At 42.0% G+C, this 22,399-nt stretch carries 24 protein-coding genes; 8 read left to right on the top strand and 16 right to left on the bottom strand.

Features of this window, described 5'->3' with window-relative positions:
• Positions 1-2: 2 nt before the first annotated feature.
• Both QZ407_RS13695 and QZ407_RS13690 read right to left on the bottom strand, forming a co-directional pair.
• Positions 3-1,199: a BT_3928 family protein gene (locus tag QZ407_RS13695; RefSeq protein ID WP_295772049.1), complete on the bottom strand. Its 1,197-nt coding sequence runs from the start codon at positions 1,197-1,199 to the stop codon at positions 3-5.
• Positions 1,200-1,240: 41 nt separating this feature from the next.
• Positions 1,241-1,786: a DUF1599 domain-containing protein gene (locus QZ407_RS13690; RefSeq protein WP_295772047.1), complete on the bottom strand. Its 546-nt coding sequence runs from the start codon at positions 1,784-1,786 to the stop codon at positions 1,241-1,243.
• Positions 1,787-1,845: 59 nt separating this feature from the next.
• On the opposite strand from QZ407_RS13690, the gene folP reads away from it, so the two are divergent.
• Positions 1,846-2,718, top strand: a complete 873-nt coding sequence (gene folP / locus QZ407_RS13685) for a dihydropteroate synthase (RefSeq protein WP_295772046.1) — start codon at positions 1,846-1,848, stop codon at positions 2,716-2,718.
• Between the two features lie 129 nt (positions 2,719-2,847).
• On the opposite strand, the gene QZ407_RS13680 is transcribed toward folP, so the two are convergent.
• The 7 genes from QZ407_RS13680 to QZ407_RS13650 form a co-directional block, all read right to left on the bottom strand.
• The gene (locus QZ407_RS13680; RefSeq protein ID WP_295772043.1) at positions 2,848-3,810 is read right to left on the bottom strand and encodes a hypothetical protein; all 963 of its coding nucleotides are present in this window, start codon (positions 3,808-3,810) and stop codon (positions 2,848-2,850) included.
• Positions 3,811-3,819: 9 nt separating this feature from the next.
• On the bottom strand, positions 3,820-4,929 hold the full coding sequence (locus QZ407_RS13675) for a toxic anion resistance protein (RefSeq protein ID WP_295772041.1): 1,110 nt from the start codon (positions 4,927-4,929) through the stop codon (positions 3,820-3,822).
• A 223-nt stretch (positions 4,930-5,152) separates the two neighbouring features.
• Positions 5,153-5,767, bottom strand: coding sequence for a TerD family protein (locus QZ407_RS13670; RefSeq protein ID WP_157540218.1), 615 nt, complete (start codon positions 5,765-5,767; stop codon positions 5,153-5,155).
• A gap of 8 nt (positions 5,768-5,775) precedes the next feature.
• Positions 5,776-6,330 (bottom strand): TerD family protein, encoded by a 555-nt coding sequence (locus tag QZ407_RS13665; protein WP_295772038.1) that lies wholly within the window; start codon positions 6,328-6,330, stop codon positions 5,776-5,778.
• Positions 6,320-7,168, bottom strand: a complete 849-nt coding sequence (locus tag QZ407_RS13660) for a phosphoribosyltransferase family protein (protein WP_295772022.1) — start codon at positions 7,166-7,168, stop codon at positions 6,320-6,322. The genes QZ407_RS13665 and QZ407_RS13660 overlap by 11 nt, the downstream gene beginning before the upstream one ends.
• Positions 7,140-7,856 carry an HAD family hydrolase gene (locus QZ407_RS13655; protein ID WP_295772020.1) on the bottom strand — a complete coding sequence of 239 codons (717 nt, stop codon included), beginning with the start codon at positions 7,854-7,856 and terminating at the stop codon, positions 7,140-7,142. Before QZ407_RS13655 ends, QZ407_RS13660 begins: the two co-directional genes overlap by 29 nt.
• 167 nt (positions 7,857-8,023) lie before the next feature.
• Positions 8,024-8,602 carry a porin family protein gene (locus QZ407_RS13650; protein WP_295772018.1) on the bottom strand — a complete coding sequence of 193 codons (579 nt, stop codon included), beginning with the start codon at positions 8,600-8,602 and terminating at the stop codon, positions 8,024-8,026.
• A 117-nt stretch (positions 8,603-8,719) separates the two neighbouring features.
• On the opposite strand from QZ407_RS13650, the gene QZ407_RS13645 reads away from it, so the two are divergent.
• The 5 genes from QZ407_RS13645 to QZ407_RS13625 all read left to right on the top strand — a co-directional run bounded on the left by QZ407_RS13645 (position 8,720) and on the right by QZ407_RS13625 (position 12,645).
• Positions 8,720-8,935, top strand: a complete 216-nt coding sequence (locus QZ407_RS13645) for a hypothetical protein (RefSeq protein ID WP_157540213.1) — start codon at positions 8,720-8,722, stop codon at positions 8,933-8,935.
• An 88-nt stretch (positions 8,936-9,023) separates the two neighbouring features.
• Entirely contained in the window at positions 9,024-10,748 is a 1,725-nt protein-coding gene (locus QZ407_RS13640; protein WP_295772016.1) for a S41 family peptidase, read from the top strand.
• Positions 10,749-10,904: 156 nt separating this feature from the next.
• Positions 10,905-11,441 (top strand): hypothetical protein, encoded by a 537-nt coding sequence (locus tag QZ407_RS13635; RefSeq protein ID WP_295772014.1) that lies wholly within the window; start codon positions 10,905-10,907, stop codon positions 11,439-11,441.
• A gap of 156 nt (positions 11,442-11,597) precedes the next feature.
• Entirely contained in the window at positions 11,598-11,954 is a 357-nt protein-coding gene (locus tag QZ407_RS13630; RefSeq protein ID WP_295772012.1) for a hypothetical protein, read from the top strand.
• Complete coding sequence (locus tag QZ407_RS13625; protein ID WP_295772010.1) at positions 11,947-12,645, top strand: peptidylprolyl isomerase; 699 nt, start codon at positions 11,947-11,949, stop codon at positions 12,643-12,645. Before QZ407_RS13630 ends, QZ407_RS13625 begins: the two co-directional genes overlap by 8 nt.
• On the opposite strand, the gene QZ407_RS13620 is transcribed toward QZ407_RS13625, so the two are convergent.
• Positions 12,646-14,259, bottom strand: coding sequence for a S41 family peptidase (locus tag QZ407_RS13620; RefSeq protein WP_295772009.1), 1,614 nt, complete (start codon positions 14,257-14,259; stop codon positions 12,646-12,648).
• Positions 14,260-14,354: 95 nt separating this feature from the next.
• Between QZ407_RS13620 and murQ the strand changes: the two genes are divergently transcribed.
• Positions 14,355-15,173, top strand: coding sequence for an N-acetylmuramic acid 6-phosphate etherase (gene murQ, locus QZ407_RS13615; protein WP_295772007.1), 819 nt, complete (start codon positions 14,355-14,357; stop codon positions 15,171-15,173).
• Between the two features lie 98 nt (positions 15,174-15,271).
• Positions 15,272-15,838 (top strand): hypothetical protein, encoded by a 567-nt coding sequence (locus QZ407_RS13610; protein ID WP_295772005.1) that lies wholly within the window; start codon positions 15,272-15,274, stop codon positions 15,836-15,838.
• A 5-nt stretch (positions 15,839-15,843) separates the two neighbouring features.
• Here QZ407_RS13610 and lnt read toward each other — a convergent pair whose 3' ends face one another.
• The 6 genes from lnt to QZ407_RS13580 all read right to left on the bottom strand — a co-directional run bounded on the left by lnt (position 15,844) and on the right by QZ407_RS13580 (position 22,181).
• On the bottom strand, positions 15,844-17,454 hold the full coding sequence (lnt, locus tag QZ407_RS13605; protein WP_295772003.1) for an apolipoprotein N-acyltransferase: 1,611 nt from the start codon (positions 17,452-17,454) through the stop codon (positions 15,844-15,846).
• Between the two features lie 60 nt (positions 17,455-17,514).
• Positions 17,515-18,267, bottom strand: coding sequence for a DUF4197 domain-containing protein (locus QZ407_RS13600; RefSeq protein ID WP_295772001.1), 753 nt, complete (start codon positions 18,265-18,267; stop codon positions 17,515-17,517).
• Positions 18,268-18,318: 51 nt separating this feature from the next.
• Complete coding sequence (locus QZ407_RS13595; protein ID WP_157540203.1) at positions 18,319-19,326, bottom strand: inorganic phosphate transporter; 1,008 nt, start codon at positions 19,324-19,326, stop codon at positions 18,319-18,321.
• Positions 19,327-19,347: 21 nt separating this feature from the next.
• Positions 19,348-19,998 (bottom strand): DUF47 family protein, encoded by a 651-nt coding sequence (locus QZ407_RS13590; RefSeq protein ID WP_157540202.1) that lies wholly within the window; start codon positions 19,996-19,998, stop codon positions 19,348-19,350.
• 50 nt (positions 19,999-20,048) lie between these two features.
• On the bottom strand, positions 20,049-21,113 hold the full coding sequence (locus tag QZ407_RS13585; protein ID WP_295771997.1) for an ATP-binding protein: 1,065 nt from the start codon (positions 21,111-21,113) through the stop codon (positions 20,049-20,051).
• Positions 21,114-21,266: 153 nt separating this feature from the next.
• The gene (locus QZ407_RS13580) at positions 21,267-22,181 is read right to left on the bottom strand and encodes a hypothetical protein (RefSeq protein WP_295771995.1); all 915 of its coding nucleotides are present in this window, start codon (positions 22,179-22,181) and stop codon (positions 21,267-21,269) included.
• Between the last annotated feature and the right edge of the window lie 218 nt (positions 22,182-22,399).

The raw sequence follows: 22,399 nt of genomic DNA, 5'->3' as shown, positions 1-22,399 counted from the left end.
TTTTACTGTTTTTGTAGATACTTTTTTACCAGTGCATCGTAATCGGGCATCGTATGGTGGTGCCATTTGTTAATTACAGTGCCGTTTTTTAGCAGTATAATTCCAGGGTTGGCCCTCACCATGGTTTTTAAAGGCACGCCGTCGGCATGAAATATTTCAAATGCCAAACGGTGCTTTTTGCTGAAAGCCTGCGCATCAGCAGGTGACGCTGCTGTTAGCAGCACCGTGCGAATATTGTAGTTTTGGGTAAGGTTAATAGCCAAAGCATTCAGCCTTCCCAATTCTTCAACGTTAGTATGCCTTAAATCATACGCTACAACCATGAGGTTATAAAACGGATTACTCAGCAGTTCCTGCGTATAGTCGTTGCCTTGTCCGTCTTGTATGCCCAGGTCGCGTATTTTAGGTTCGAAACCTTTTTTCACCAAGCGGCGTTCAGGGTCGCCTTGTACTTCCCAGCTGGCATCCTTCCAAATGCCGCTTTTAAGATATTCCTTGTCGCTGACCGTTTTCGTAGCACCCGATTTTTTGTTTTTAAGCAGGTAGGTCAACTCAAATTCATCAGGCACAGCTCCCGGCGGCGTTTTCATTTCATCAGGTATGTTGTTGCCAATTTTATAGGGCAAAAAATCTATAACGGGTAAAAAATTGTAAGTGTAAAAACCAACCCCTAGTGAAATGATCACGGCCGCAACTAACCAGCGCACTTCGGCCTTATGGCTTACCAGCGGACGTATGCGATGGCGGTTAAAGAACAATACCAGCACGAGGACGAGCAATGCCATATCCTTACCAAACGACTCCCAGGGCGTAAGCGGAATAGCATCCCCAAAACAGCCACAAGTTTGTACAACCTTAAAAAATGCAGAGTAAAATGTAAGAAAGCCAAAAAAGATAATTAACAGCAGCAAGCCCCAAACAATTGCATTAACACGTATGCCTATAAGCAGCGCAAACCCAAGTATCATTTCCAGCGCACACAAAATTATTGACAGGCTCAGCGCCAGGTCATTTAAAAAAGTTACATGAAATACTTCAAAATACTCCTCCAGCTTATAAGAAAAACCCAAAGGGTCATTAGCCTTTATTAAGCCCGAAAAAATGAAGAGGAGACCAACCAAGAGGCGGCAAAGCCATACCCCCCAGCCCCCCGAAGGGGTAGTAGAAGTTGATGTATATTGTTTAGATGCGGAGGTCATTATAAAAGGGAATATATTTAAGCGTGTCAAAAACTCCCCCTTCAGGGGGTTGGGGGGCTGAGTTTGATTAATGCGAAAACAGAATAATTCAGCATATCCTGGTAGTTAGCTTTTACGCCTTCTGATGCTACCGTTTGGCCCTGGTTATCTTCTATTTGTTTTACGCGTAGTATTTTCATGAGTATCAAATCAGTAAGGGAACTTATGCGCATATCGCGCCATGCCTCGCCGTAATCATGATTTTTAGCAAACATGAGGTCGCGCGTTTCGTTCACGTATCTGTCAAATAATTGGCTTACTTGCTCAACCGGAAGCTCATAGGGTGCATCTGCATCCAGTTCCAGTTGCATCATGGCAATAATACAATAGTTAATTATGCCAATGTATTCGCCGGTAACATCATCACCTACTTTAGATACCTTTTTCTCCTCGAGGGTACGGATGCGCTGCGCTTTTATAAATATTTGATCAGTTATAGATGAAGGACGAAGAATGCGCCATGCAGTGCCGTAATCGCTTGTTTTTTTAATAAAAAGCGACCGGCAGTTATTTATAACAGCTTCGTATTCGGATGCGGTATTGCTCAAAACGGTAGAAATTAATTTTTGTAACGATATTTACACCCGGGCAGTTAAACCCTTAGTAAATGGCTAAAGATACAGTTTTTAATAAAAAGGCAACCATTAACGCAGGCGGCAGGCTTATTGATTTAAGCACACAGCGGGTTATGGGCATTATTAACCTTACGCCCGATTCTTTTTTTGAAGGCAGCAGAAAGCCTGATGTTGAATTGGCCGTGCAGCAAGCTGGTAAAATGCTTGCTGATGGTGCATCGATGCTGGATTTGGGGGGCTATTCATCTCGTCCGGGCGCTACAGATATTTCCGTTCAGGAAGAGCTTGACCGCCTACTGCCTGCTGTTACTGCAATTGTTAAGCAACACCCCGAGGCTGTACTATCCATCGATACCTTTCGTGCCGAGGTTGCCGAAGCGGCCATCAATGCAGGGGCACACATTATTAATGATATTGGTGGCGGCGATTTGGATGCTGATATGTTTGACACAGTGGCCCGCCTGCAAGTGCCTTATATTTTAATGCACATGAAAGGCACGCCGCAAACCATGGTACAGCACGCGCAGTATAAAAATGTATTTAGCGAAGTGTTTGACCATTTGGTTTCACGTTATGAAAAATTACGCGCGCTGGGTGTGCATGATGTAATACTTGATCCGGGTTTTGGCTTTGCCAAAACAGCTGAGCACAGCTATGAGTTGATGAGCCATTTACAAAATTTTGATATGCTTGAGCTACCAATATTGGCAGGCATTTCGCGCAAGCGTATGATTTATGGTTTGCTAGGTGGCACTGCTGCAGATGCGCTGAATGGTACTACGGTTTTGAATACGATTGCTTTAAGTAAGGGCGCTAATATTTTAAGGGTGCATGATGTAAAAGAGGCGGTGGAAGCAGTGAAGCTTTGCGAGATGGTGAAGGCCTCTCATGATAGAAGGCTGTGAACACCATTCTAACGTTTTATATAGTTTCAATCATCGGGAGAAATCTTGTTACTTGCAAAAATACGGACGAGCCAATTGCTTTGAATGATATCTCTCACTATCGTTCGAGATGACACTGGTGCGGAACCATCACATCATATCTGTATTCAACATAGCCTTTAGCACGTTCGCCTGCGTATCAAAGTTGGCCATGTTTTGCAGGAAGTTGATGTCGGAAATTTTTTTGTAATGATCGGCCAGCAAGCTGCGTACCTCGTTGGGTAAAAAGGTTTTTGTAATGGCTACGCTGCTTTCTAACTGATCGTTACGGTTTTTAAGTTCCTGTACCATGGTGTCGGGTTTATCGAGCGCAATGGTGCTGTTGATAGCCTGTATTTCGGCAGCATCGCACAATAAAAAAAGGTTGCGTGACGGGTAAAAAACGTAATAAATATCCGTTTCCAGAATCCGGAATACCTCTATAATTAAGCTTCCGCTTTTAAGCCCGCTGTAAAACTCGCTTTTAAAATCATATTTGCACAACAAGCCCATTAATTTGCGCTGAATTATAGCGTGGGCATTAGTGTAAACCTCATTAGGCTCGTATTGAGTGAGTTTAGCCAGTACATCGGCTTCAACGGTTGGGTAAAAGCCCGAGGCAAAACGCGCGCTGAACGAGTTGATGTTTTTAGCAAACGGGTATTCGCTGCTATCGTGACTCAAAACCTCGTATAGCTTGCGTAACGAGTTATTAATTTTGAGAGCCTGCCGCTGTTTTTCTAAACGGTAATCGTTTTCTGAATAACTGGACGCTTCCAGCCGATTAATCATATCGGCGTTAACCTGTATCTCGTCAAACAGGAGCATCACATTGCGCTCATTGCTTTTTTTGATTTTGCGAAGCAGCTCAGTTACAGTAGCCGTAAATTGTAAATGAAAAAGCTCGAGTTTATTAATATCGAGCTCTGTATTGTTTTCAAATAGCTGATGGATAACCTGGCTCCTTACATATACTTTCATCACAATCTCATCGGCAAAAAATGCAGCAAGCAGGTGCAGCTTGCTTAGTGCCCGGGTAGATTCAATTAATATATTTCGCCTGTTCTCATCCATCAGCGTTTGTTAGCTGGCGTTGGTTACGCCCTTCTTCAGTTCTGTTTCAAGCGTGGCAAGCTCGGTATTTAGTACCTTGCGGTTTTGAGCGCCTTGCTCATGTATTTGCTTAACCTCGTTAAGGGTTTCAATTAATGATTGGGTTGTGCGTTTCAATGTATCAATTGATACTACTGTTTTCTCGTTTTCGCGGGCAACGTCAATACTGTTTTGTTTTAACAACTCAGCATTCTTTTGCAAAATGGTATTGGTAGTGTCTGAAATCTTTTTCTGCATCTCCACGTTTTGCTTTTGGCGATGCAGGGCCACGGCAATAGTCAGCTGGTTTTTCCATACCGGTATGGTAGTAGTAACTATTGACTGTGCCTTTTCGGCAATTGATGTATTGTTGCTTTGCACAACGCGTATTTGCGCTAATGATTGCAGCATAATAAAGCGCACCACTTTCATATCGGCCAGGCGTTTATCAAGGCGGTTCACAAAATCGCGCATGTCGGCAATTTCATAATCCTGATACGCCGCCGGGTTGCCATCCATTACTGCCAGCTTTTCGCTTAGCTCCTGATATTTGATCTGTCCGGCTATAATCAGTTCCTCCATTTGTTTAATGTAGCCTACATTGCTATCAAACATGGTTTGCAGCGAGGCATTATCTTTAATGGAGTTTACACGACCGGCTTTAATCTTGTTGGTAATTTTGTCAATATTATTAACAACGGTGTCGTATTTCTGAAAAAGCTTCTTAGCATCAAATACCATTTTTTTAAGAAACGGTATACCGGCTATAAAACGACTGAACGCGTTTTGGTTCAGCTCATCAACATCAATATAATTAAGCTCGGTAAGCAGTTCATTTACCAGTAAACCAACCTCGCCTGAGTTGTACGTACGTACCGACGACAAAAACTGGTTACTGTACTTTTCCATTGAGCCTTGCACATCGGCACCGTAGTTTAGTATGGAGTTTACATCGGCCGGGTTAAGGTCTTTGTTAACGCTCTCATATTTTTTAACGTCGTCGGTAGTGATTTGGTCAAGGTTTACGTTACCCTCTTTGTCTATTTTATTACTAACCAGGCTCGTTTCAGGAACGGGTGGCAGGTTGTTTTCCATTTCCATGGTTGATGTTTATTTATTGGATGAAGTTTAGAATAGGTGTTACAATGGTTACAGTATAGTCGGACAGCAAGCAATCCATTATCTCGATTATCGTTCAAAGTTTAAAGCCATATCAGTTACCATCTTGAACGATAATGAGAAATATTGTTAATTATGCAAAGTCGCGAGGAACAGGATTTCTCATTAGCATTCGAAATGACAATGTAGGTTTAAAGCCAAGCTATTACAAATACTGCTGCATTACCGTGTTTACGGTTTCCTGCAGCTTCTTGTCTTTAGTAGGCTCGCCAATGGCATTAAACTTCCACTCGCCGTTACGTTTGTAAAATACGCCCATAACCATACTTACGTGGCCGGCAAAGCCTGGTCCGTTGGCAATATCATATTTGGCAAACACCTCGTTAACACGTGTAGGTGTACCTTCGTAGATACGTATAGAGGCAAACGGAATTTTACCAAAATCATGTCCGCGGAAACTGTTGAGTACAAAAGCTACATATGTGGTGCTTTCGTTCAGTTTCGACAAATCGAGCGTTATTACCTCGTTGTCAATACCATCATCGCCGCCCATATCTCCGGTTAAGTCGTCGCCGCTATGTTTAACCGAGCCATTTTTTGATTTCAGGTTGCCAAAGTATACTACTTCTTCCAGTTGCTTGTTGGCGTTAAACAGGGCGCAGCTGCCATCAAGGTCAACAGCTTCTTTGCTGCCGCCAATGCCAAACAGACCTTTTTTTTCAATAGCACCCCAGTTAATGCCTACACATATATTTTGCAGCTTGCTGCCATTGCTTTTTTCAAGACTAATGCGCTGCCCTTTTTCCAGATTAATTGCCATAATTAGGTTTAGTTGTATTTATTTAAGTAATCCTGTAATCCGCCTTTCATGCCTGCACCAACTGCTTCAAATTTCCACTCGTTGTTACGTTTGTAAATACGGCCAAATTCAACGGCTGTTTCTATTGAAAAGTCTTCTTCCAGTTCGTATTTTAACAGATCGGTATTGGTAGCTGCATCAAAAATGCGGATGAACGAGTTACGCACCTGGCCAAAATTCTGGCGGCGGCTTTCGGCCTCATGTATGGTAATCACAATGCATATCTCGGTAACGCGCGAATCAATTTTTGAAAGGTCGATTTTAATTTGTTCGTCGTCGCCATCGCCAGCGCCGGTTAGGTTGTCGCCGGTATGCTCAACAGCCCCATCCGGTGAAGTGGTATTGTTGTAAAACACAAAAAACTCATCGGCTAATATTTTTTTGTTATCGCCCATGATAAAAACAGAGGCATCCAAATCAAATGCCGATCCTGTGGAAGAACTGTTGGTATCCCAGCCTAAGCCAACAACAAATTTTGGTGCGTTGATGGTTTCGCGCTGTCCTTTTTGCAAGTTAATTGCCATGGTGTACTAATTTTGTTTCGTGATCTAATAAAAGGTTTCTTAAGTAATTCAAATTTATAGAATAATTATCCATAGTGTGATAACCATTTCCTAAAGCCATGTCATATAACTGATTTATGAAGCCTTTGCTTTGATATTCTATAAAAATGCAAAAATCTTTATGTTCGTAATTAAGTATGTACTTTACAATACGGGTGTTAACAATAAAGTGGCCGCCGTTAATAACGCGGTCTAAATCAAAAATGGTTTTAACCTCATGGTAGTTGAGGTAGTTTTCAATGGTTGGCGGAATATCCATGTTAACCAACTCGGCAAAATAAAGCATGTAGGTTTCATTACGCAGGTCGTACTCCCTGATCATCTTTGAAATCATACGCTCGTGACTGCCGGTTATTTTTATATCATCTAAAAATATGAGCGCCTTACCGGTTAAAAAACCGGCATCTATATGAAATGAATCATTACTAATGAGGCTCATGCGCTGCTCGGCATCTAAAGCGCCATAATCTTCTTTGTAAGTTATAGTACGATGCACTTTCGCTTCCTGCACCACTGGTATGCCGTTTTGAGCCAGCCAGCGGTTAAGCCTGAACACAAAATGATTCTTCAGGGCAAACGTTGCAGTAGGGATGAAAGAGTAAGGGCTTGATATAACAACCAATTGTTGCGTAGGTGGGTTTTTGCTCAATACTTCTTGTATAAAACCATCGGCCAGGGCGGTACCGTAGCGTGCGGCAACGGCATCATCGCCATATTTAAAACGGCTGTAATCAGCAGCATCGAAGCCAAAATTCGTACTGCTGTGTATTTTATGAAGGGAATAAATGCGATGATTCATGGTTGGATAAAGATGTGATAGATTTTTGGTTGGAATTAATAAGTATGGCGTTTAGGCCCATTGCCTCGGCACCGGCAACGTCGGCAATCGGGTTGTCGCCTATGTGTACTATATCTTTTAAGGTTATAGATTTATTTAAAATAGCAGCCTGATCGATCATCAATTGAAAAAACTTTGGGTTAGGTTTGGAAATGCCCAACTCATCAGAGTATAAATGAAAATCAATATACCGGCTAATACCCAGCTGTTGCAATACCTGGCGCAGCGTACTGCCTTTAATAAAGCCTGTGTTACTTAAAATATTAATAGATGCTCCGCTATCTTTTATAGTCGCCAATATTGCTAACGTATCATCGCAATATACTTGCGGCAAATTTTCAAACAATAGCGCCTCCATTCTTTGGTAAAGTTCATCGGTGTTGATGCTATGCAGGTTTACCTGATTGTTATGCAGGTGGCTTATTACCATGAGGTACATCTCGTCGGCATCAATATTTTTACCGGTACGCTCATTAATGCAATTGCACATTACATCAACCTGCCTGAAAATGGCTTCAACCTCTGGCAGCGTTTTTTGTAACGAATTATAGTTCTCGTAAAAATACAGGCTCCGGCGTTGTTTAAACAACGGATTTGATTTGATGAGCGTTAACCAAAGGTCAAACGAGTAATGCTTATAGTGCGGCATAGGGCCCGTGTTTTCGTAGCAGATAAATTATGGTAAGATAAATATAAAATTATAATGAGCAATATCAAAAGCCGCTTACAGCATAAAAGGCTGTATGCAGGCATTGTAAAATAAGAAGGCCGCCTGCATTTGCAGGCGGCCTTCTTATTTATATACTGATTGGTTAATTACAAAATTTTAAAGCCAATGCTTAGGGCCCATAAGTTTGCACGCTGACCGTAGCGCTCGTTAATTTTAGTTAAGCCGCCTTCGTATCGTAAATCGGCAGTGATGTTGCCAATGTCAATACCGCCGCCAACCTGGAAACCCAGGGTGCTGTTTTTGTATTCACCAAAATCGGCAATAACTGAGTTTACCTTGTTGTTTTCGCTCAGGTTATAAGAATAAATTGGTCCGGCCATTGCGCGTACGTTTAGTGAGCCTACTGACACCAGTTTACGGCCAATAAGTACAGGTACGTTAAGTGTGGTAAAAGTTACCTTTCCGCTGGCTGATGCGCTGTTGCCACCAGTACTGCCTTCAAACTTACCGCCACGGCTACCAAGATAAAGCTCGGGTTGTAAATACCAGCTGTTGCCTACACGTGCAAATAAACCTGCCTGGTAACCAGCTACAGATGATTCGCTAACATTATCGGTATTTATTTTAGAAAAATTTATGCCCCCTTTAATACCTAAGGTTGCCTGTGCCCTGGCACCTGCAACGGTAAAAGCCAATATGGCTAAGCTCAAAATGTACTTTTTCATAAGTTTTAGTTTTGTTTTGTAATGTGTTAAGATGCGTTTAAGCAGTAAAAGTTTAATAGTAAAACTGAATTTTTGACTAAACCGTCTTGGATGCTCTTTTTTTATATTTTTGTGATTATGGCATCAATAAACATAAGTAACAAAGACTGGCCGCGCGTTAAAATTAAACTTAAGCGCAAATATAATCATCTCACCGATGAAGACCTGCAGTATAACGAAGGCCAGGAAGATAAATTGATAAATACCCTTGCAGAGCGTGTAAACCGCAATACCGAGTATGTATTGTTTACATTGAAGAAAGCTTTGGTTAACATTGACAATAATCGCCTGTAACAAAATTTTTTACTCTCCGTTTAAAACCGCAGGGCATACTTATGCCTTTACTGATATATCGCCTTATAAAGCAGTGATTTGAAGGAAAATGAGTGTTAGAAATATATACCGTAAAGCAGGGATAGGGATTGGAGCAGCTGCTTTGGCTGTTGGCTTGTGGAGCTTTAGTGATGATTTATTTCAGATTTCAAAAAATCTGGATGTATTTGCTTCGGTATATAAAGAGGTGAATTTAAATTACGTTGACGATATAAATTCGGCTAAAATGGTTAAAACCGGTGTTGATGCCATGCTTAGCGGTTTAGATCCTTACACCGAGTTTGTGCCCGAATCGGAAATTGAAGATTACAAACTTCATTATGTAAGCACGCAGTATGGCGGCATTGGCACCAGTATTTTTACACGTAACGGAAAGGTGTATATATCTGAGGTTTTTGAAGGCTTTCCGGCTCAAAAGGCTGATATACGCCCCGGCGACCAGATTGTTAAAATAAACGATATTGAATTAACCAGCCGTAACAATGAACAGGTAAGCCAGCTACTTAAAGGCAGTAAAGGTGCCGGTATAAAAATACAGCTTAAACGTGGTGATGCTCCTGCGTTTGAAAAAAGCCTGGTACGCGAAGAAATAAAGCAGCCCAATGTATCATACTACGGTATTGTAGATGGTAATATTGGATATATAAAGCTTGACAAATTTCTTGAAAACTCTGCTGATGAGGTTACTAATGCACTAACTAACCTAAAGAAAAGCAATCCTACGGGCATTGTGCTTGACTTGCGCTCTAATGGCGGTGGTATTTTGCAGGAGGCCGTTAAAATAGTGAACCTCTTTGTACAGAAAGATGTTGAGGTGGTTTCGCAAAAGGGCAAAATACGCGAAAAGAATTTTACCTATCGTACCGTTACCCAGCCGGTTGAAGGCAATTTGCCGCTGGTAGTATTGGTAAACGGACGTTCGGCATCGGCATCTGAAATTGTTGCAGGTGCCCTGCAGGATCTTGACCGTGCTGTAGTTATAGGGCAGCGCAGCTATGGTAAAGGCTTGGTGCAGCAAACCTTCAGCCTGCCATACAGCAGCCTGGTTAAAATTACTATTGCCAAATACTTCATCCCCTCGGGCAGATGTGTGCAGGCTCTTGATTATGCGCACCGTAAAGATGATGGCAGTGTAGTAAAAATGGCCGATTCATCATTACATGAATTTAAAACCCGTTCAGGAAGATCAGTTTATGATGGTAGCGGTGTTTTCCCTGATGTACCTGTAAAGCAAGAACGCTTTGCCGATGTTACGCAAACACTCATAAGCAAATTGTTGATTTATGATTATGCTAATGATTACAGGGCGGCTCATCAAAAAATTCCGGCGGCAAAAGCATTTACTTTAACTGATGCTGAGTATGGTGATTTTGTGAAATACCTGTCAGGTAAAAACTATACCTACAGTACAGCCAGCGAAAAGATTCTTACCGCGTTAAAAACAGAAGCTGCGAAAGACAAGCAATACGCCGAACTGCAGCCCGAGCTCGAAGCGTTGCGCAATAAACTATCAAGCACTAAAAAGAATGATTTGCAAGTACACAAAACTGAGATAAAGCAGGTATTGGAAAATGAAATAGCTGCCCGTTATTATTATGAAAAAGGCAGGTACGAAGCCAATTTCAAATACGACAAGGAGATGGCGCAGGCAATAAAGACACTGCAAGACCGCCCCTTACTGGCATCAATACTAAAAGGCGAAGGCAATTACCGTATAATTGGTAAACCACAAGCCACCTTGGCGGCAGCCAGGTTAGATGGCGACGCCAAATAAATTAATGACATCTTTTAGTACAATGGCCCGGGTATTATCCGGGCCATTGTGTTTTATAACCTTTGGTTAACTATGTATTGTAACCAAGCCGATACATAACTTTGTTTAAACTTTTAGCAGTTATCAATTGTCATAATACCAAATTTTTGAAGTGCTATGAAAAAGATGATACTCGCAGTGGCCATTTTAGTAAGTGGTATTGCAATTAATAACAAAGCCGAAGCTCAGATAAGTGTTAATTTAAACATTGGCAGTCAGCCTGATTGGGGGCCGGTTGGTTATGACTATGTTGACTATTATTACATGCCCGATATAGATGCTTATTACTCGGTACCAACGCATGAGTATATCTATTACTCAAATAACAGGTGGGCACGCAGCCGTAGCCTCCCGTCAAGATACAGCAATTTCAATCCGTACAATAGCTATAAAGTTGTAATTAATGAACCAAATCCGTGGGAGCGTGCAGGTGTATATCGTTCACGCTACGCAGGCTACAAGGGCAGGCATGATCAGGTAATTATAAGAAATAGTAAAGACGTAAAATATAAGAACCACTACGTGCCAGGAAGACGCACGGTGGTTTACAAAACCAAAGGAAATGGTAAAGCAAAAGGTCATTGGAAAGGTAACAGCCCGGGACACGGTAAAGGGCCAGGTAAGGGTCATGGCAAAGGCCATGGTAAGCATTAAGCTTTAAAACATTAATGCAAAGGGCTGTTAGTATTACTAGCGGCCCTTTTTAGTTTACAACGGGAAGGTGAAAGTGAGGCTTGCAGATAAGAAAATCAACAACGTACAAAATTGTACTTAACGGCTTACTTTTAAATTTAAGCTATATTTACCGCTATGAAACCTGCCGAGATAAACGAAAAGTGGAAAGTGTTGCAGCAGCGAATTGCCCACGACTTTGATACCGACCTGCCTGATATAAAAGTGATGTTGTTTTTAATTGGCGTGCAGGAGCTTGGGCAGGGTCCGCGTAAATTCAGCAAGCGCCAAAAAGAAGAATTGATGCACATTGCCAATTGTAAGCTTTTTAGTCAGCTTGGATTTTATGAACTTGAAGGCGCCGACCAAGATGGCTGGCCACACTGGAAGCTAATAAAGCCTATTCCGCCTTATACCTTGCTTGAGCAGGAAATGCTCATGAAATCATTGATAGTTAACTATTTTGAAGAACTTGATACGCAAAACGATGAATAGAGTACTTACCATTGTTTTTATTTTACTTTCATTAACTGTTTGGAGTAAACCACCGCAAAATCAATATGTGCGTATTAAAACTGCCTACGGTCAGGTAATTATTCGTTTGTACAACGAAACCCCAAAGCATCGCGACAATTTCATTAAACTTACCAAAGAGGGTTTTTATAACGGCACGCTATTTCACCGGGTAATTCAAAACTTTATGATACAAGGCGGCGACCCCGACTCAAAAAAGGCAGTTGCCGGCCAGGCTTTAGGGGATGGCGACGTTAAATATACTATACCCGCTGAGTTTAAAGACAGCTTGTTTCATAAGCGCGGCGTACTTGCAGCCGCCCGCGATGATAACCCTCAAAAGGCATCAAGCGGTTGCCAGTTTTATATTGTAGAAGGTAAGCGTGTTACAAATGCACGCATTGATTCTTTGCAGCAAACCAGGTTAAAAGGGTATACCGTACCTGAGTGGCAACGTGCCATATATCGCACTGTTGGTGGCACCCCCCAGCTTGATCATGGTTATACTGTGTATGGCGAGGTGGTAAGCGGAATTGATATGGTTGACATTATTGCGGCTGTACCTAAAGATGCTAAAGACCGCCCGCTAAAAGATGTGCCCATGACCGTTGAGCTTTTAAAGAAGAATGAATGCAAGCAGCTGGATAAGTTGCTTGGAATTCAGAGCCGATAGTTACTGGTTGAGGGCGGCAATAGCTTTGCTTATGCCAGCATCATTTTGGTTAAGGGTACGGTAAAACCATTCACTACCCCATTTAAAACGGGCGGCCTGTGCTTTAAGCAACGTTTTGATGTACGGCTTGTTAACGGTTAATTCGTGCATGTCGGCATCTTTTATTAAACCTAAAGCCGAGCCGTAGTTAACAAAGCGGTTAAACTCTACATCATTTATACTAAAGAAGTTTAGGTAGTCGTCTGCCGTGCGATAGTTTTTCAAAACGTTTTGCATGCGCTCCACAACATAGCCTGAAAATGCCTGGTTGCGCAACAAATCCAACACAAGGCGGCTGTTTTCCGCAGCCTCTTCGGGTACAAATATATCGGGCATGATGCCGCCGCCGCCGTACACTTTTTTACCGGCAGTAGTATGGTAAGTTACAGCCATATTAAAAGTGCTGTCGTCTACATTATTCTGTGCAGTGTAAAGCTCACCTTTTTGCAAACGCTCGGCCAAATCGTTTTTATAACTTTCTGTGCCTGCTTTATATGATTTTTGTATGCTGCGGCCCGATGGCGTAAAGTACCTCGCAACGGTTAAATTCAAAGCTGTACCATCATCAAACCTGAATTGCTCCTGCACCAAACCCTTTCCAAAAGACCTGCGGCCTATAATAACAGCACGGTCTAAATCCTGTAAAGCACCAGCTAATATCTCACTGGCCGATGCTGAATGCTCATCAATAATAACAGCTAACTTACCCTGCTCAAACAAACCCGAATCGGTTGCAAAATAATCTGTACGCGGCTCATGCTGGCCTTGGGTGTAAACAATTAACCGGCCTTTAGGTAGAAATTCATCAGCCAGGGCAGTTGCTGTATTAAGGTAACCACCACCGTTGCCACGTAAATCAAGCACAAGCTTTTGCATGCCCTGGCCTTTAAGGCGTTTAAGCGAGGATTTAAAATCTGTATCGGTAGTAGTACCAAATTTGCTTATTTTAATATAACCCACTCCGGGCGATGTAATATAAGCCGCATCAAGGCTGCTTAGGTTTACGTGCCCGCGCTTAATGCGGAATGTTTTAACAGCTTTACTATCATCAGTAAGTACACCAACATAAAGCCCTGTATCATTACTGCCCGAAAAGGCGTTGTTTACCCGGTCGTTGGTTAAGTGTGTTCCAGAAAAAGGCTTGCCGTTAAGGGTAATGATGCGTGCACCATTGGGCAGGCCAGCTTTGTAAGCCGGTGAGCCGGGCAGCACCTGGGTAACAAACAGTGTATCGCGCAGCAATTGCGATTCGATGCCAATGCCATCAAAGCCGCCCTCAAGTTTTTCGCTTAATGATTGTGCCTGTTTTTTGTGTAAATAAACCGAGTGAGGATCGAGCTTTTGCAGCAGGTTGTTAATGGTAACGCCTTCAACGCTGTCAACGTCTATAGAGTCAACATACTTTTTGCGTACAATTTGCATTACCTTTTCCAGCTTGTTGCCGTTGGGGTCATAAACGGTAAGGCTGTCATCGGCAGGGGCATTTGATGAACGGCGGTTAATAAGCAGGCCAACGGCCACGCCCAGCAACACCAATATCATCGATCTGAAAATTAATCCGGCAGTTTGCTTCATCCCCTTGGTAACAAAAGTACTATTTATAAACGTTTTGGGTTTGCTATAGTTGACGGAATTTTACCGATTTTTGTTACAAATTTGTAAGAATATTTATGATAAACACCACCGAACAAGATTCGCATTACAACCACCTTGAGCAGTTGTCGGTTAGTGAAATACTTGCCGGTATAAATACCGAAGATCAGTCGGTTGCGCTGTCTGTGCAAAAGGCACTTCCGCAAATTGAAAAGCTTGCCGAAGCTGTTGCACAAAAAATACAGAGCGGTGGCAGGCTATTTTACATAGGCGCGGGTACAAGTGGTCGTTTGGGTGTGGTCGATGCATCTGAATGTCCACCTACTTTTGGTGTTCCGTTTGATTGGGTAGTAGGTATAATTGCCGGTGGCGATAGCGCCATACGTAAAGCAGTTGAATTTGCCGAAGATGACGCCGAACAGGCCTGGAAGGATTTACAGCATTATAATATTAATGAAAAAGACGTTGTAGTTGGCATAGCTGCTTCAGGGCGCACACCCTATGTTGTAGGTGGCCTTAAAACAGCTAATCAAAATGGGATAACCACCGGTTGCGTAGTATGTAATGCAGGCAGCGCTGTTGCTGCCGAGGCTAAGTTTCCGGTTGAGGTGGTGACCGGCCCTGAGTTTGTAACTGGTTCAACACGTATGAAAGCCGGCACCGCGCAAAAATTGGTTTTAAACATGCTGAGCACCACAGTTATGATTCAATTAGGTCGGGTAAAAGGTAATAAAATGGTTGATATGCAGTTAACCAATCATAAGCTGGTTGACCGAGGTAACCGCATGATTATGCAGGAAACCGGTGTTGATGAAACCACTGCCGCCGCCCTGCTTAACGAACATGGCAGCGTTAGAAAAGCGGTAGACGCTTACAACAGTAAAAAACAGCAGTAAAGGCTATGCTATATGCTTGAGTATGGAAAGTTGATGAGTAGGATTTAGCACCGTACTTATGTATGCATAACTTAACAAGCTGTACATTTAAAAGAGATATGCACGAAATAGAACCATATTACAGGTGGAGGGATGATTACATTGCGGCAGAGGATGAGTATTCGCCTTTTTATGCTACGGTGTATAATGAGTTTGAGTTTGATAAGCAGGTGTATAACTATTTGTTGCACCCGCAATGGGATTCGTTTGGTTCAAACACACTATACTTAAAAGTATTATATGCCGATTATGACCGCGGCTATGTAATTATAGAATTTATTGGCGAGTGGAATGATGCCATAAATAATGACGTAATGATGCTTAAGCGTGAAATTATGGAATTAATGATGGATAACGGCATCAATAAATTCATCCTGATAGGAGAGAACATTTTAAACTTTCACTCATCAGATGATTGCTATTATGATGAGTGGTTCCAGGAAGTAGAAGACGGCTGGATTGCTGGTATAAACTTCCGTGAGCATGTGATACGCGAATTTAAACAAAGTAATATCGACTACTTCATAAACTTTGGTGGCGAGCTGGATGATATGAGCTGGCGCGGACTAAAACCCCTGCAAATGTTTAAAAAGGTAGAAGAGCAATTAGTTAAAAGGCTTAATTAAGCCTTTTAACTAACCTTTCTAATTAGTCCAACTATTACCCACAAAATACCTGATACGGCAAGTATGCATCCGGCATAAGGTAAGTAATCGCCGTGTAGGGTGTAAAAGGTTAAGTCTGAGTTAAGGTTAATATCTTGCTTTAAGGCAGTACGCACCCACCAGCCCGATTGCTGTATTACGTCGCCACGCTGGTTAATAAAGCCCGAAATTCCTGTATTTGCCGAGCGGCAAACCCAGCGGCGGTTTTCAATAGCCCGCAACTTGGCGTAATCCAGGTGCTGGTCTTTGCCTGATGTATTTTCCCACCAGCCGTCATTAGTTATAATAGCAATAAACTGCGCGCCTTTACGCACCGATTGTGCAACCCAGTTACCCCAAATGGTTTCATAGCAAATTACAGGTGCCGCCCCAATGCCGCTTTGCGAGTAAAAAACATCGGCCTCTGCCTGGCTGCCGTAGCCCCCGGTTGAGCCGCCAAGGTGTTCAAATACAGGTTTCAAAAAACTTAGGGCAGAGCCAAACGGCATAAGTTCGGCACCGGGAACCAATTTGGATTTATGATAAAACTGCAGTTTTGAGGAATTTTCGATGTTAACGGCAGTATTGAAAACATCATAAAACTGATTGCCCTGGCCCATAGGCTTTGCCGTAAGGGTGTGGGCATCGTTATAAAGTTTATAGGTAGAAATGCCGGTTATAATATTACCGTTCTTAAACTTGCTTAAAAACTGTTTTACCTGGCTGTATTGCGGCGTTGAGAAGAAGTTGTCTTCATTTACATCTTCGGCAATGGCAGTTTCCGGCCATATGAAAAATTCCGTGTTGGGTTTGCCAAGCGAGTCGGATAAGTGAGTAAGTGTGCTTACCTCTTCATAAGCCGGGACGTTGAATTTGGTATAAGGGTCAATGTTAGGCTGCACAACTACCACATTTGATGGCGCGGCTTGTTCCTGGTAATTATAATAACGATAAAGCGAAAAACTTAGTGGTGCAAGCAGTACCAGCACAAACGAGGCTACCAGCTTTAAGCGTAATGTTTTGTTTTGAGCCTCGCGCAGGCCGGTATAGATTAAGAACAGGATGATGTTAACGGCCCATATCCAAACAGTGCCGCCATATACACCAGTGTACTCATACCACTGTATCCATTTATGGCTTACGGCAAAGCCGTTGCCCAACGTCATCCATGGAAAGTTCAAATCCCACGATTGGTGCAGGTACTCATAGCCTATCCAAAAGCAAACCAATGCAATAAGGGCTAATCCTCTAGATGCAACTATCCTTGTGCGATAATACAGCCAACAAGCCCCGGCCATTAATAAGGGGCCTAAACTATATGGTACCAGTGTTATGGGTACGGCAACAACAGGCCCTATAGTTTTAAGAGAGTTATATACCCAGTATATGCAAAGTGAGTTCCAAACAAAAAAGCCTATAAAGGTGGTTGCAAATACAAGCCTGCCTTTTTTTGCGGAGTTTGAATTAATAACGTTCTCAATGGCCATTAGCATTGGAACCAGGCCTGCAAACAGCAAAAAGGTGGTGTAAGGTGTGGGTGGCCAGGCAATCCACAGTAACAAGCCCGAAAACACAGCCAGCAAAATGTTCTTTCTCATGCTATACAAAGAAACGTTGATTTATTCCCTTTCCTTATCTCCAACCAAGAATAAGGTATATCAACTTGTTTTTTTCTGAACGTAGCCAAATACCTTTTGCAGCAAAGGTGTTGATCGTGAAGAAAAATTGGTGCGAATGTTCAGTTCCTCTTGTGCAATACGGTAAAACAAACCGTCTATAGCTTTTTGAGTAACATAATCATCCAGGTTTGGGTTAAGTTTATTAAATACCAGCGGTATTTTATTGTACTGTGTTACCAGGGCACCATAGTATTTGGTAGCACCAACGTTTGATAAGCTTTTGTTTATAACAGGCTTAAACTGCTCGGTAAGTTGTGTTGTTGTGGTACGTTTAAAGAAATTTGTAGCCGCATCTTTTTGGCCGCCTAACAATATATTGGTTACATCCTGTACGGTAAGTTGCTTTATTGCCGATACAAATATAGGTGCAGCTTTACCTGCAGCATCTTCAGCAGCGCGGTTAAGCGAAAGTATGGCATCGTCGCAAAGCTTGTTAAAGCCAAGCTTACGCAATGCCGATTCAGCTTTTTGGGCTTCTGGCGGCAACAATAGTTTTATAGCGGCATTGCCAAAAAAACCGTTTGCTGACGATAACTGGCTTACGCTTTTATTAGTGCCCTGCTCAAGCGCCTGCTTAAGTCCGCTTATCATTTCAAGCGTACTTGGCACACTGTTTTGATTAGGACTGTAAATGGTGCCGCCGTTATTTGCAACAGCGGTATGCAAAGTATTGCAACTGGTGGTAGTGGCAAGAGTTAAAACAAGTGCCGGCAAAAGTAAAATTGGTTTCATAAGCATTTGTGTATTGACAAAGCTACTTATAAAAGGTTTACTATGCTACTACTACAAATAATGCATTATTGCAAAAACAGCCGCAGCTACCAGAGCCGAAATTGGAATGGTAATGATCCATGCCCAAAGCAGGTTAATAGTAACGCCCCAGCGCACTGCTGATACACGTTTGGTTAAGCCCACACCAATAATTGAACCTGTAATGGTATGCGTGGTTGATACAGGTATGCCCAGGCGCTCCGTCATAAATAGAGTAATGGCACCTGCAGTTTCGGCACTTACACCCTCAAGCGGAGTTACCTTGGTAATTTTACTACCCATGGTTTTTACAATTTTCCAGCCACCGCTCATGGTGCCGGCTGCAATGGCCGTGTAACATGCCAACGGGATCCACTCGGGCATGGTTTGCCCTTGTTTAATAACGTTTTCGGCCACTAAGGCAACGTATATAATACCCATTACCTTTTGCGCATCATTGCCGCCGTGTGCAAAGCTTAACGCTGCCGATGATATCAACTGTACACTTTTAAACCATCGTTCGGCAACTGCTGGTCTGAAGTTTTTAAATATGTGTAATATGATAATGGTAATTACATAGGCAATAAGCAAGCCTATAAACGGAGCAAGGAATATGTAAGCCGCTATGCGTAAAATGGAAGCAGTATCAACAGCTGTAAGAGGATTAATGCCCATGAAAATTGCGTTGGTCATACCTGCTCCGGCAAAACCACCAATAAGGGTATGTGATGAACTTGATGGAATACCAAACCACCAGGTAAGCAAGTTCCAGGCAATGGCCGCAATAAGGCCTGCCAGTATAACGTCCATGGTTATAAAGTTCTCATGTACGGTTTTGGCAACGGTGTTGGCTACCTTGTGTTCTTTAATAAGGAAGAAGGCCAAAAAGTTGAAAGCGGCAGCCCAAAGTACCGCCTGAAACGGTGTTAAAACCTTGGTTGATACAATGGTAGCAATAGAGTTGGCTGCGTCATGAAATCCGTTAATAAAATCGAATATGAGGGCAAGGCAAACTACAACAACAAGCAGCGAGGTAACCATGTGTGGGTAAGTTTTGGGCTATTAAGCGTTTTTAACCAGTATTGACTCCATTACATTGGCTGCATCTTCGCACATGTCGGTTGCTGTTTCCAGCGCAGCTAAAATTTCTTTGTATTTGATAAGGCGCATAGCATCTTTTTCGTACAAAAACAAGTCGGCAACGGCGCGGTCAAATACATAATCGGCTTGGTTTTCAACGCTGTTAATACGTATGCATGAATCGGCAATATTACGTACGTTTTTAAGGTCTTTCAACTCGCGTACAGCTTTTTCAAGGTCAATGCTGCCCTGTAAAATCAATTCAGAAAGTTTGCAAATAGGTTCTGTATATTCTTCAATATTATAAAGCAACATACGGTTAGCCGAACCCTGAATATAATCGGCCACATCATCAATAGCAGTAGCCAGGGCGTGTATATCTTCACGGTCAAATGGCGTAATAAAGTTTTTGCCTAATTCAAGGTAAATCTGGTGAGTTAAATCGTCACCTTTATTTTCCAGCTTATCAATTTGCTTGAACGCTTCCTGGCGGTCGGCATCATTTTTTGAGTTTACAGCCTCAACCAAAACCTCGGCCATTTGCTTTACGTTGGTTGCAGCCTGCTCAAATAACGGGAAAAATACCTTTTTGTCTTTAGGTACAAAGTACTGGAATATACTGTTTAATGACATTTGCTATTCAATAGTTTACGCAAAAGTACATATACAATGTTAAGTTAATGTTAACTCTTTAACACAGGTATAACCTGCTTTAAAGCCGATGGCATAATACGCTGCAATGTAAAGCCAAACGTTGAACCCAAGCCCTCGGTACTGCGTACATTAATAGTTTGCTGGTGCGCTTCAATTATATGTTTAACAATAGCTAAACCCAGTCCCGAACCGCCAATTTCACGCGAACGATGGCTGTCTATCCTGAAAAAGCGCTCAAAAAGGCGGGGAAGATGTTTCTCATTAATTCCAAGACCTTCGTCGGTTATTTCTACCAAAATCTGGTCGTGGAGTTCAAAAAGGCTCACTGATGTGCTGCCGCCGGGTTTACCGTATTTAAAAGAATTATCGATGAGGTTGATGAGTACCTGGCAAATTTTGTCTCTATCGGCCGATACCACGAAGGCTTCGTCGTATTTTTGCTTGAAGATGAGTTTAATGTCATGCTGCTTGGCTTTCAGTTCAAGCTGCTCAAAAACCTCTTTAATAAGATCGTTTATTTTGAATTTGGTATAATTAATTGGTATCTCGCCCGATTCGAGCTTCGATATTTCGTCCAGGTCTTTAATGAGGTAGCTGAGGCGGTCAACGTTTTTTTCGGCTTTCTTTAAAAACTGCATTGCCATATCGGTATCGTAAAATTCATCCTCCATTACCGCTTCAAGGTAGCCCTGTATAGCAAACAAAGGTGTTTTGAACTCATGCGATATATTAGATAAAAACTCACGTCTGAATTTTTCCTGGCTACGCAGTTGCTCAATTTCAGTTTTCTTTTCGCGCGCCCACTCTTTTACTTCCTGTTCAACATCGCCAATAGGATCGGTACTGGTTGATTCGCCAAGCGCATCGCGCAGGTCGCGGCCAAGTTTAAGATTATGTATAAGCTTGTAAATGAGTTTTACCTTTGAGTATACATACTTCTCAATAAGGTAATAAAATACAATGTAACTGGTAATGAAGCCGATAAGGAAGGTTACAGTAACATCATACCATTTATGCTGGAAGTAAAAGTTTACTATAGAAAGTGCAATGGCAACAGCCAGGGCATTTATTAATACCAATACGCTGAGTTTCATAGTTCAAAGTTAGGTTAAAAAAACACGTAATTATTTAGCTTAACTATTTATTAACACGCTTTGCCGGCGTTCTCTTTTAAAGGTTAGGTTATAAAATAAAAACCCCCGGTTGGGTGCCAACCGGGGGTTTATTTCATTATTCGTTGCTATTACTTATTTCAGTTTAAATTCTGTTTTACCCATGGTATAACCATCAGCATATAAGTAAACGGTATAAACGCCTTTTACAAATTTGTTAGGGTTAACCCAATCAATAGTGTACATGGTGCCGTCGTCTTTAAAGTCAATAGCTGTTTTATAAGTGTATTGTAGTTCCTGTTCGTCAGCAGTAAATACGCTGCTTTCACCGGTGGTCATCAGGTTGCCGGCAGGATCTATAATACGCATATAAACATCATGAAGGCCTTTTTCGGCTACCGCATTGCTAACAATGTTAAAATTAACCTTAATTTTTTTAGCCGGACCTGCACGGTTTACGTCAACCTCTTTGCCGCTGCCTTTAATTTTATAAGCGATAACTTCGGCAGCGCCCATTTTTAAGGCCGATGCAACTTTTACCTTTGAGCTTAACTCCTGATTTTGCTGCTCAAGCGTGCTGGCTTTTTGCGAAACCGATGCCACCTGGTTCTTCAGGGTGTCGCGCTCTGTAGCTAATGAAGCATTTTGCTGTTTAAGTTCTTCGATATCAGCTGTGTACTTGGTTACAAAATAACGCAGTTGTTTGATGTCTTCCTGGGCTTTTTTAAGTTCGCCTACGGTTAATTGTCCGCGTGAAAGAGCGCGTTTTAAAACCTGAATTTTGTTTTGCAAAGAGTCAGTACGAGCCTGCATTTCAGAAGATAGCTTGGCTTTGCTCGTGTTTACCTGCTCTATTTGCGCCTCCAGGCTGTCAAGCTCGGTTTGTAAACGGTGCTTTTCATCATCAGCCTGGTATATGATTTTGGCAACGTCCTTCTTTTTTTGGAGGTATAGGTACACATCAGTTCCTAGTAGTGCCACCACTACCACAATAAGGAAATATATAACGTTTGAATTTTTCTTTGAAGTTTGTTCAGATTTGTTTTCCATTCTCATTTAATTAAGTTAAACGTAACCGGCACATAGCTATATAACGTATCTGGCTTTTAAAACTGATAAAGCAACCTAAAACATTTTTTGTTTGAAAATGAGCGGCTCTGTATATGTTTGTAAACCAAAGGTTAAACTACGTGCTGTTTATTAAATCAATAAGTAAACACTGCTTTTGTGATATTAATTATCATAAAACGGAAACTTATTTGTTTAAA

The organism is uncultured Mucilaginibacter sp. (genome assembly GCF_913773635.1).
Lineage (GTDB): Bacteria > Bacteroidota > Bacteroidia > Sphingobacteriales > Sphingobacteriaceae > Mucilaginibacter.
Note: the sequence above shows the minus strand (reverse complement) of the source record. Positions and strands in the feature narration are given on the sequence as shown.

Bases quoted from the DNA above. Each gene is read 5' to 3' on its own strand.
- QZ407_RS13630 (WP_295772012.1), top strand. From the start codon at position 11,598: ATGAAACCTGCCGAGATAAACGAAAAGTGGAAAGTGTTGCAGCAGCGA.
- QZ407_RS13655 (WP_295772020.1), bottom strand. From the start codon at position 7,856: ATGCCGCACTATAAGCATTACTCGTTTGACCTTTGGTTAACGCTCATC.
- QZ407_RS13625 (WP_295772010.1), top strand. From the start codon at position 11,947: ATGAATAGAGTACTTACCATTGTTTTTATTTTACTTTCATTAACTGTT.
- lnt (WP_295772003.1), bottom strand. From the start codon at position 17,454: ATGAGAAAGAACATTTTGCTGGCTGTGTTTTCGGGCTTGTTACTGTGG.
- QZ407_RS13680 (WP_295772043.1), bottom strand. From the start codon at position 3,810: ATGGATGAGAACAGGCGAAATATATTAATTGAATCTACCCGGGCACTA.
- QZ407_RS13650 (WP_295772018.1), bottom strand. From the start codon at position 8,602: ATGAAAAAGTACATTTTGAGCTTAGCCATATTGGCTTTTACCGTTGCA.
- QZ407_RS13585 (WP_295771997.1), bottom strand. From the start codon at position 21,113: ATGAAACTCAGCGTATTGGTATTAATAAATGCCCTGGCTGTTGCCATT.
- QZ407_RS13675 (WP_295772041.1), bottom strand. From the start codon at position 4,929: ATGGAAATGGAAAACAACCTGCCACCCGTTCCTGAAACGAGCCTGGTT.
- QZ407_RS13640 (WP_295772016.1), top strand. From the start codon at position 9,024: ATGAGTGTTAGAAATATATACCGTAAAGCAGGGATAGGGATTGGAGCA.
- QZ407_RS13600 (WP_295772001.1), bottom strand. From the start codon at position 18,267: ATGAAACCAATTTTACTTTTGCCGGCACTTGTTTTAACTCTTGCCACT.
- QZ407_RS13595 (WP_157540203.1), bottom strand. From the start codon at position 19,326: ATGGTTACCTCGCTGCTTGTTGTTGTAGTTTGCCTTGCCCTCATATTC.
- murQ (WP_295772007.1), top strand. From the start codon at position 14,355: ATGATAAACACCACCGAACAAGATTCGCATTACAACCACCTTGAGCAG.
- QZ407_RS13610 (WP_295772005.1), top strand. From the start codon at position 15,272: ATGCACGAAATAGAACCATATTACAGGTGGAGGGATGATTACATTGCG.
- QZ407_RS13665 (WP_295772038.1), bottom strand. From the start codon at position 6,330: ATGGCAATTAACTTGCAAAAAGGACAGCGCGAAACCATCAACGCACCA.
- QZ407_RS13635 (WP_295772014.1), top strand. From the start codon at position 10,905: ATGAAAAAGATGATACTCGCAGTGGCCATTTTAGTAAGTGGTATTGCA.
- folP (WP_295772046.1), top strand. From the start codon at position 1,846: ATGGCTAAAGATACAGTTTTTAATAAAAAGGCAACCATTAACGCAGGC.
- QZ407_RS13695 (WP_295772049.1), bottom strand. From the start codon at position 1,199: ATGACCTCCGCATCTAAACAATATACATCAACTTCTACTACCCCTTCG.
- QZ407_RS13670 (WP_157540218.1), bottom strand. From the start codon at position 5,767: ATGGCAATTAATCTGGAAAAAGGGCAGCGCATTAGTCTTGAAAAAAGC.
- QZ407_RS13620 (WP_295772009.1), bottom strand. From the start codon at position 14,259: ATGAAGCAAACTGCCGGATTAATTTTCAGATCGATGATATTGGTGTTG.
- QZ407_RS13660 (WP_295772022.1), bottom strand. From the start codon at position 7,168: ATGAATCATCGCATTTATTCCCTTCATAAAATACACAGCAGTACGAAT.
- QZ407_RS13590 (WP_157540202.1), bottom strand. From the start codon at position 19,998: ATGTCATTAAACAGTATATTCCAGTACTTTGTACCTAAAGACAAAAAG.
- QZ407_RS13645 (WP_157540213.1), top strand. From the start codon at position 8,720: ATGGCATCAATAAACATAAGTAACAAAGACTGGCCGCGCGTTAAAATT.
- QZ407_RS13580 (WP_295771995.1), bottom strand. From the start codon at position 22,181: ATGGAAAACAAATCTGAACAAACTTCAAAGAAAAATTCAAACGTTATA.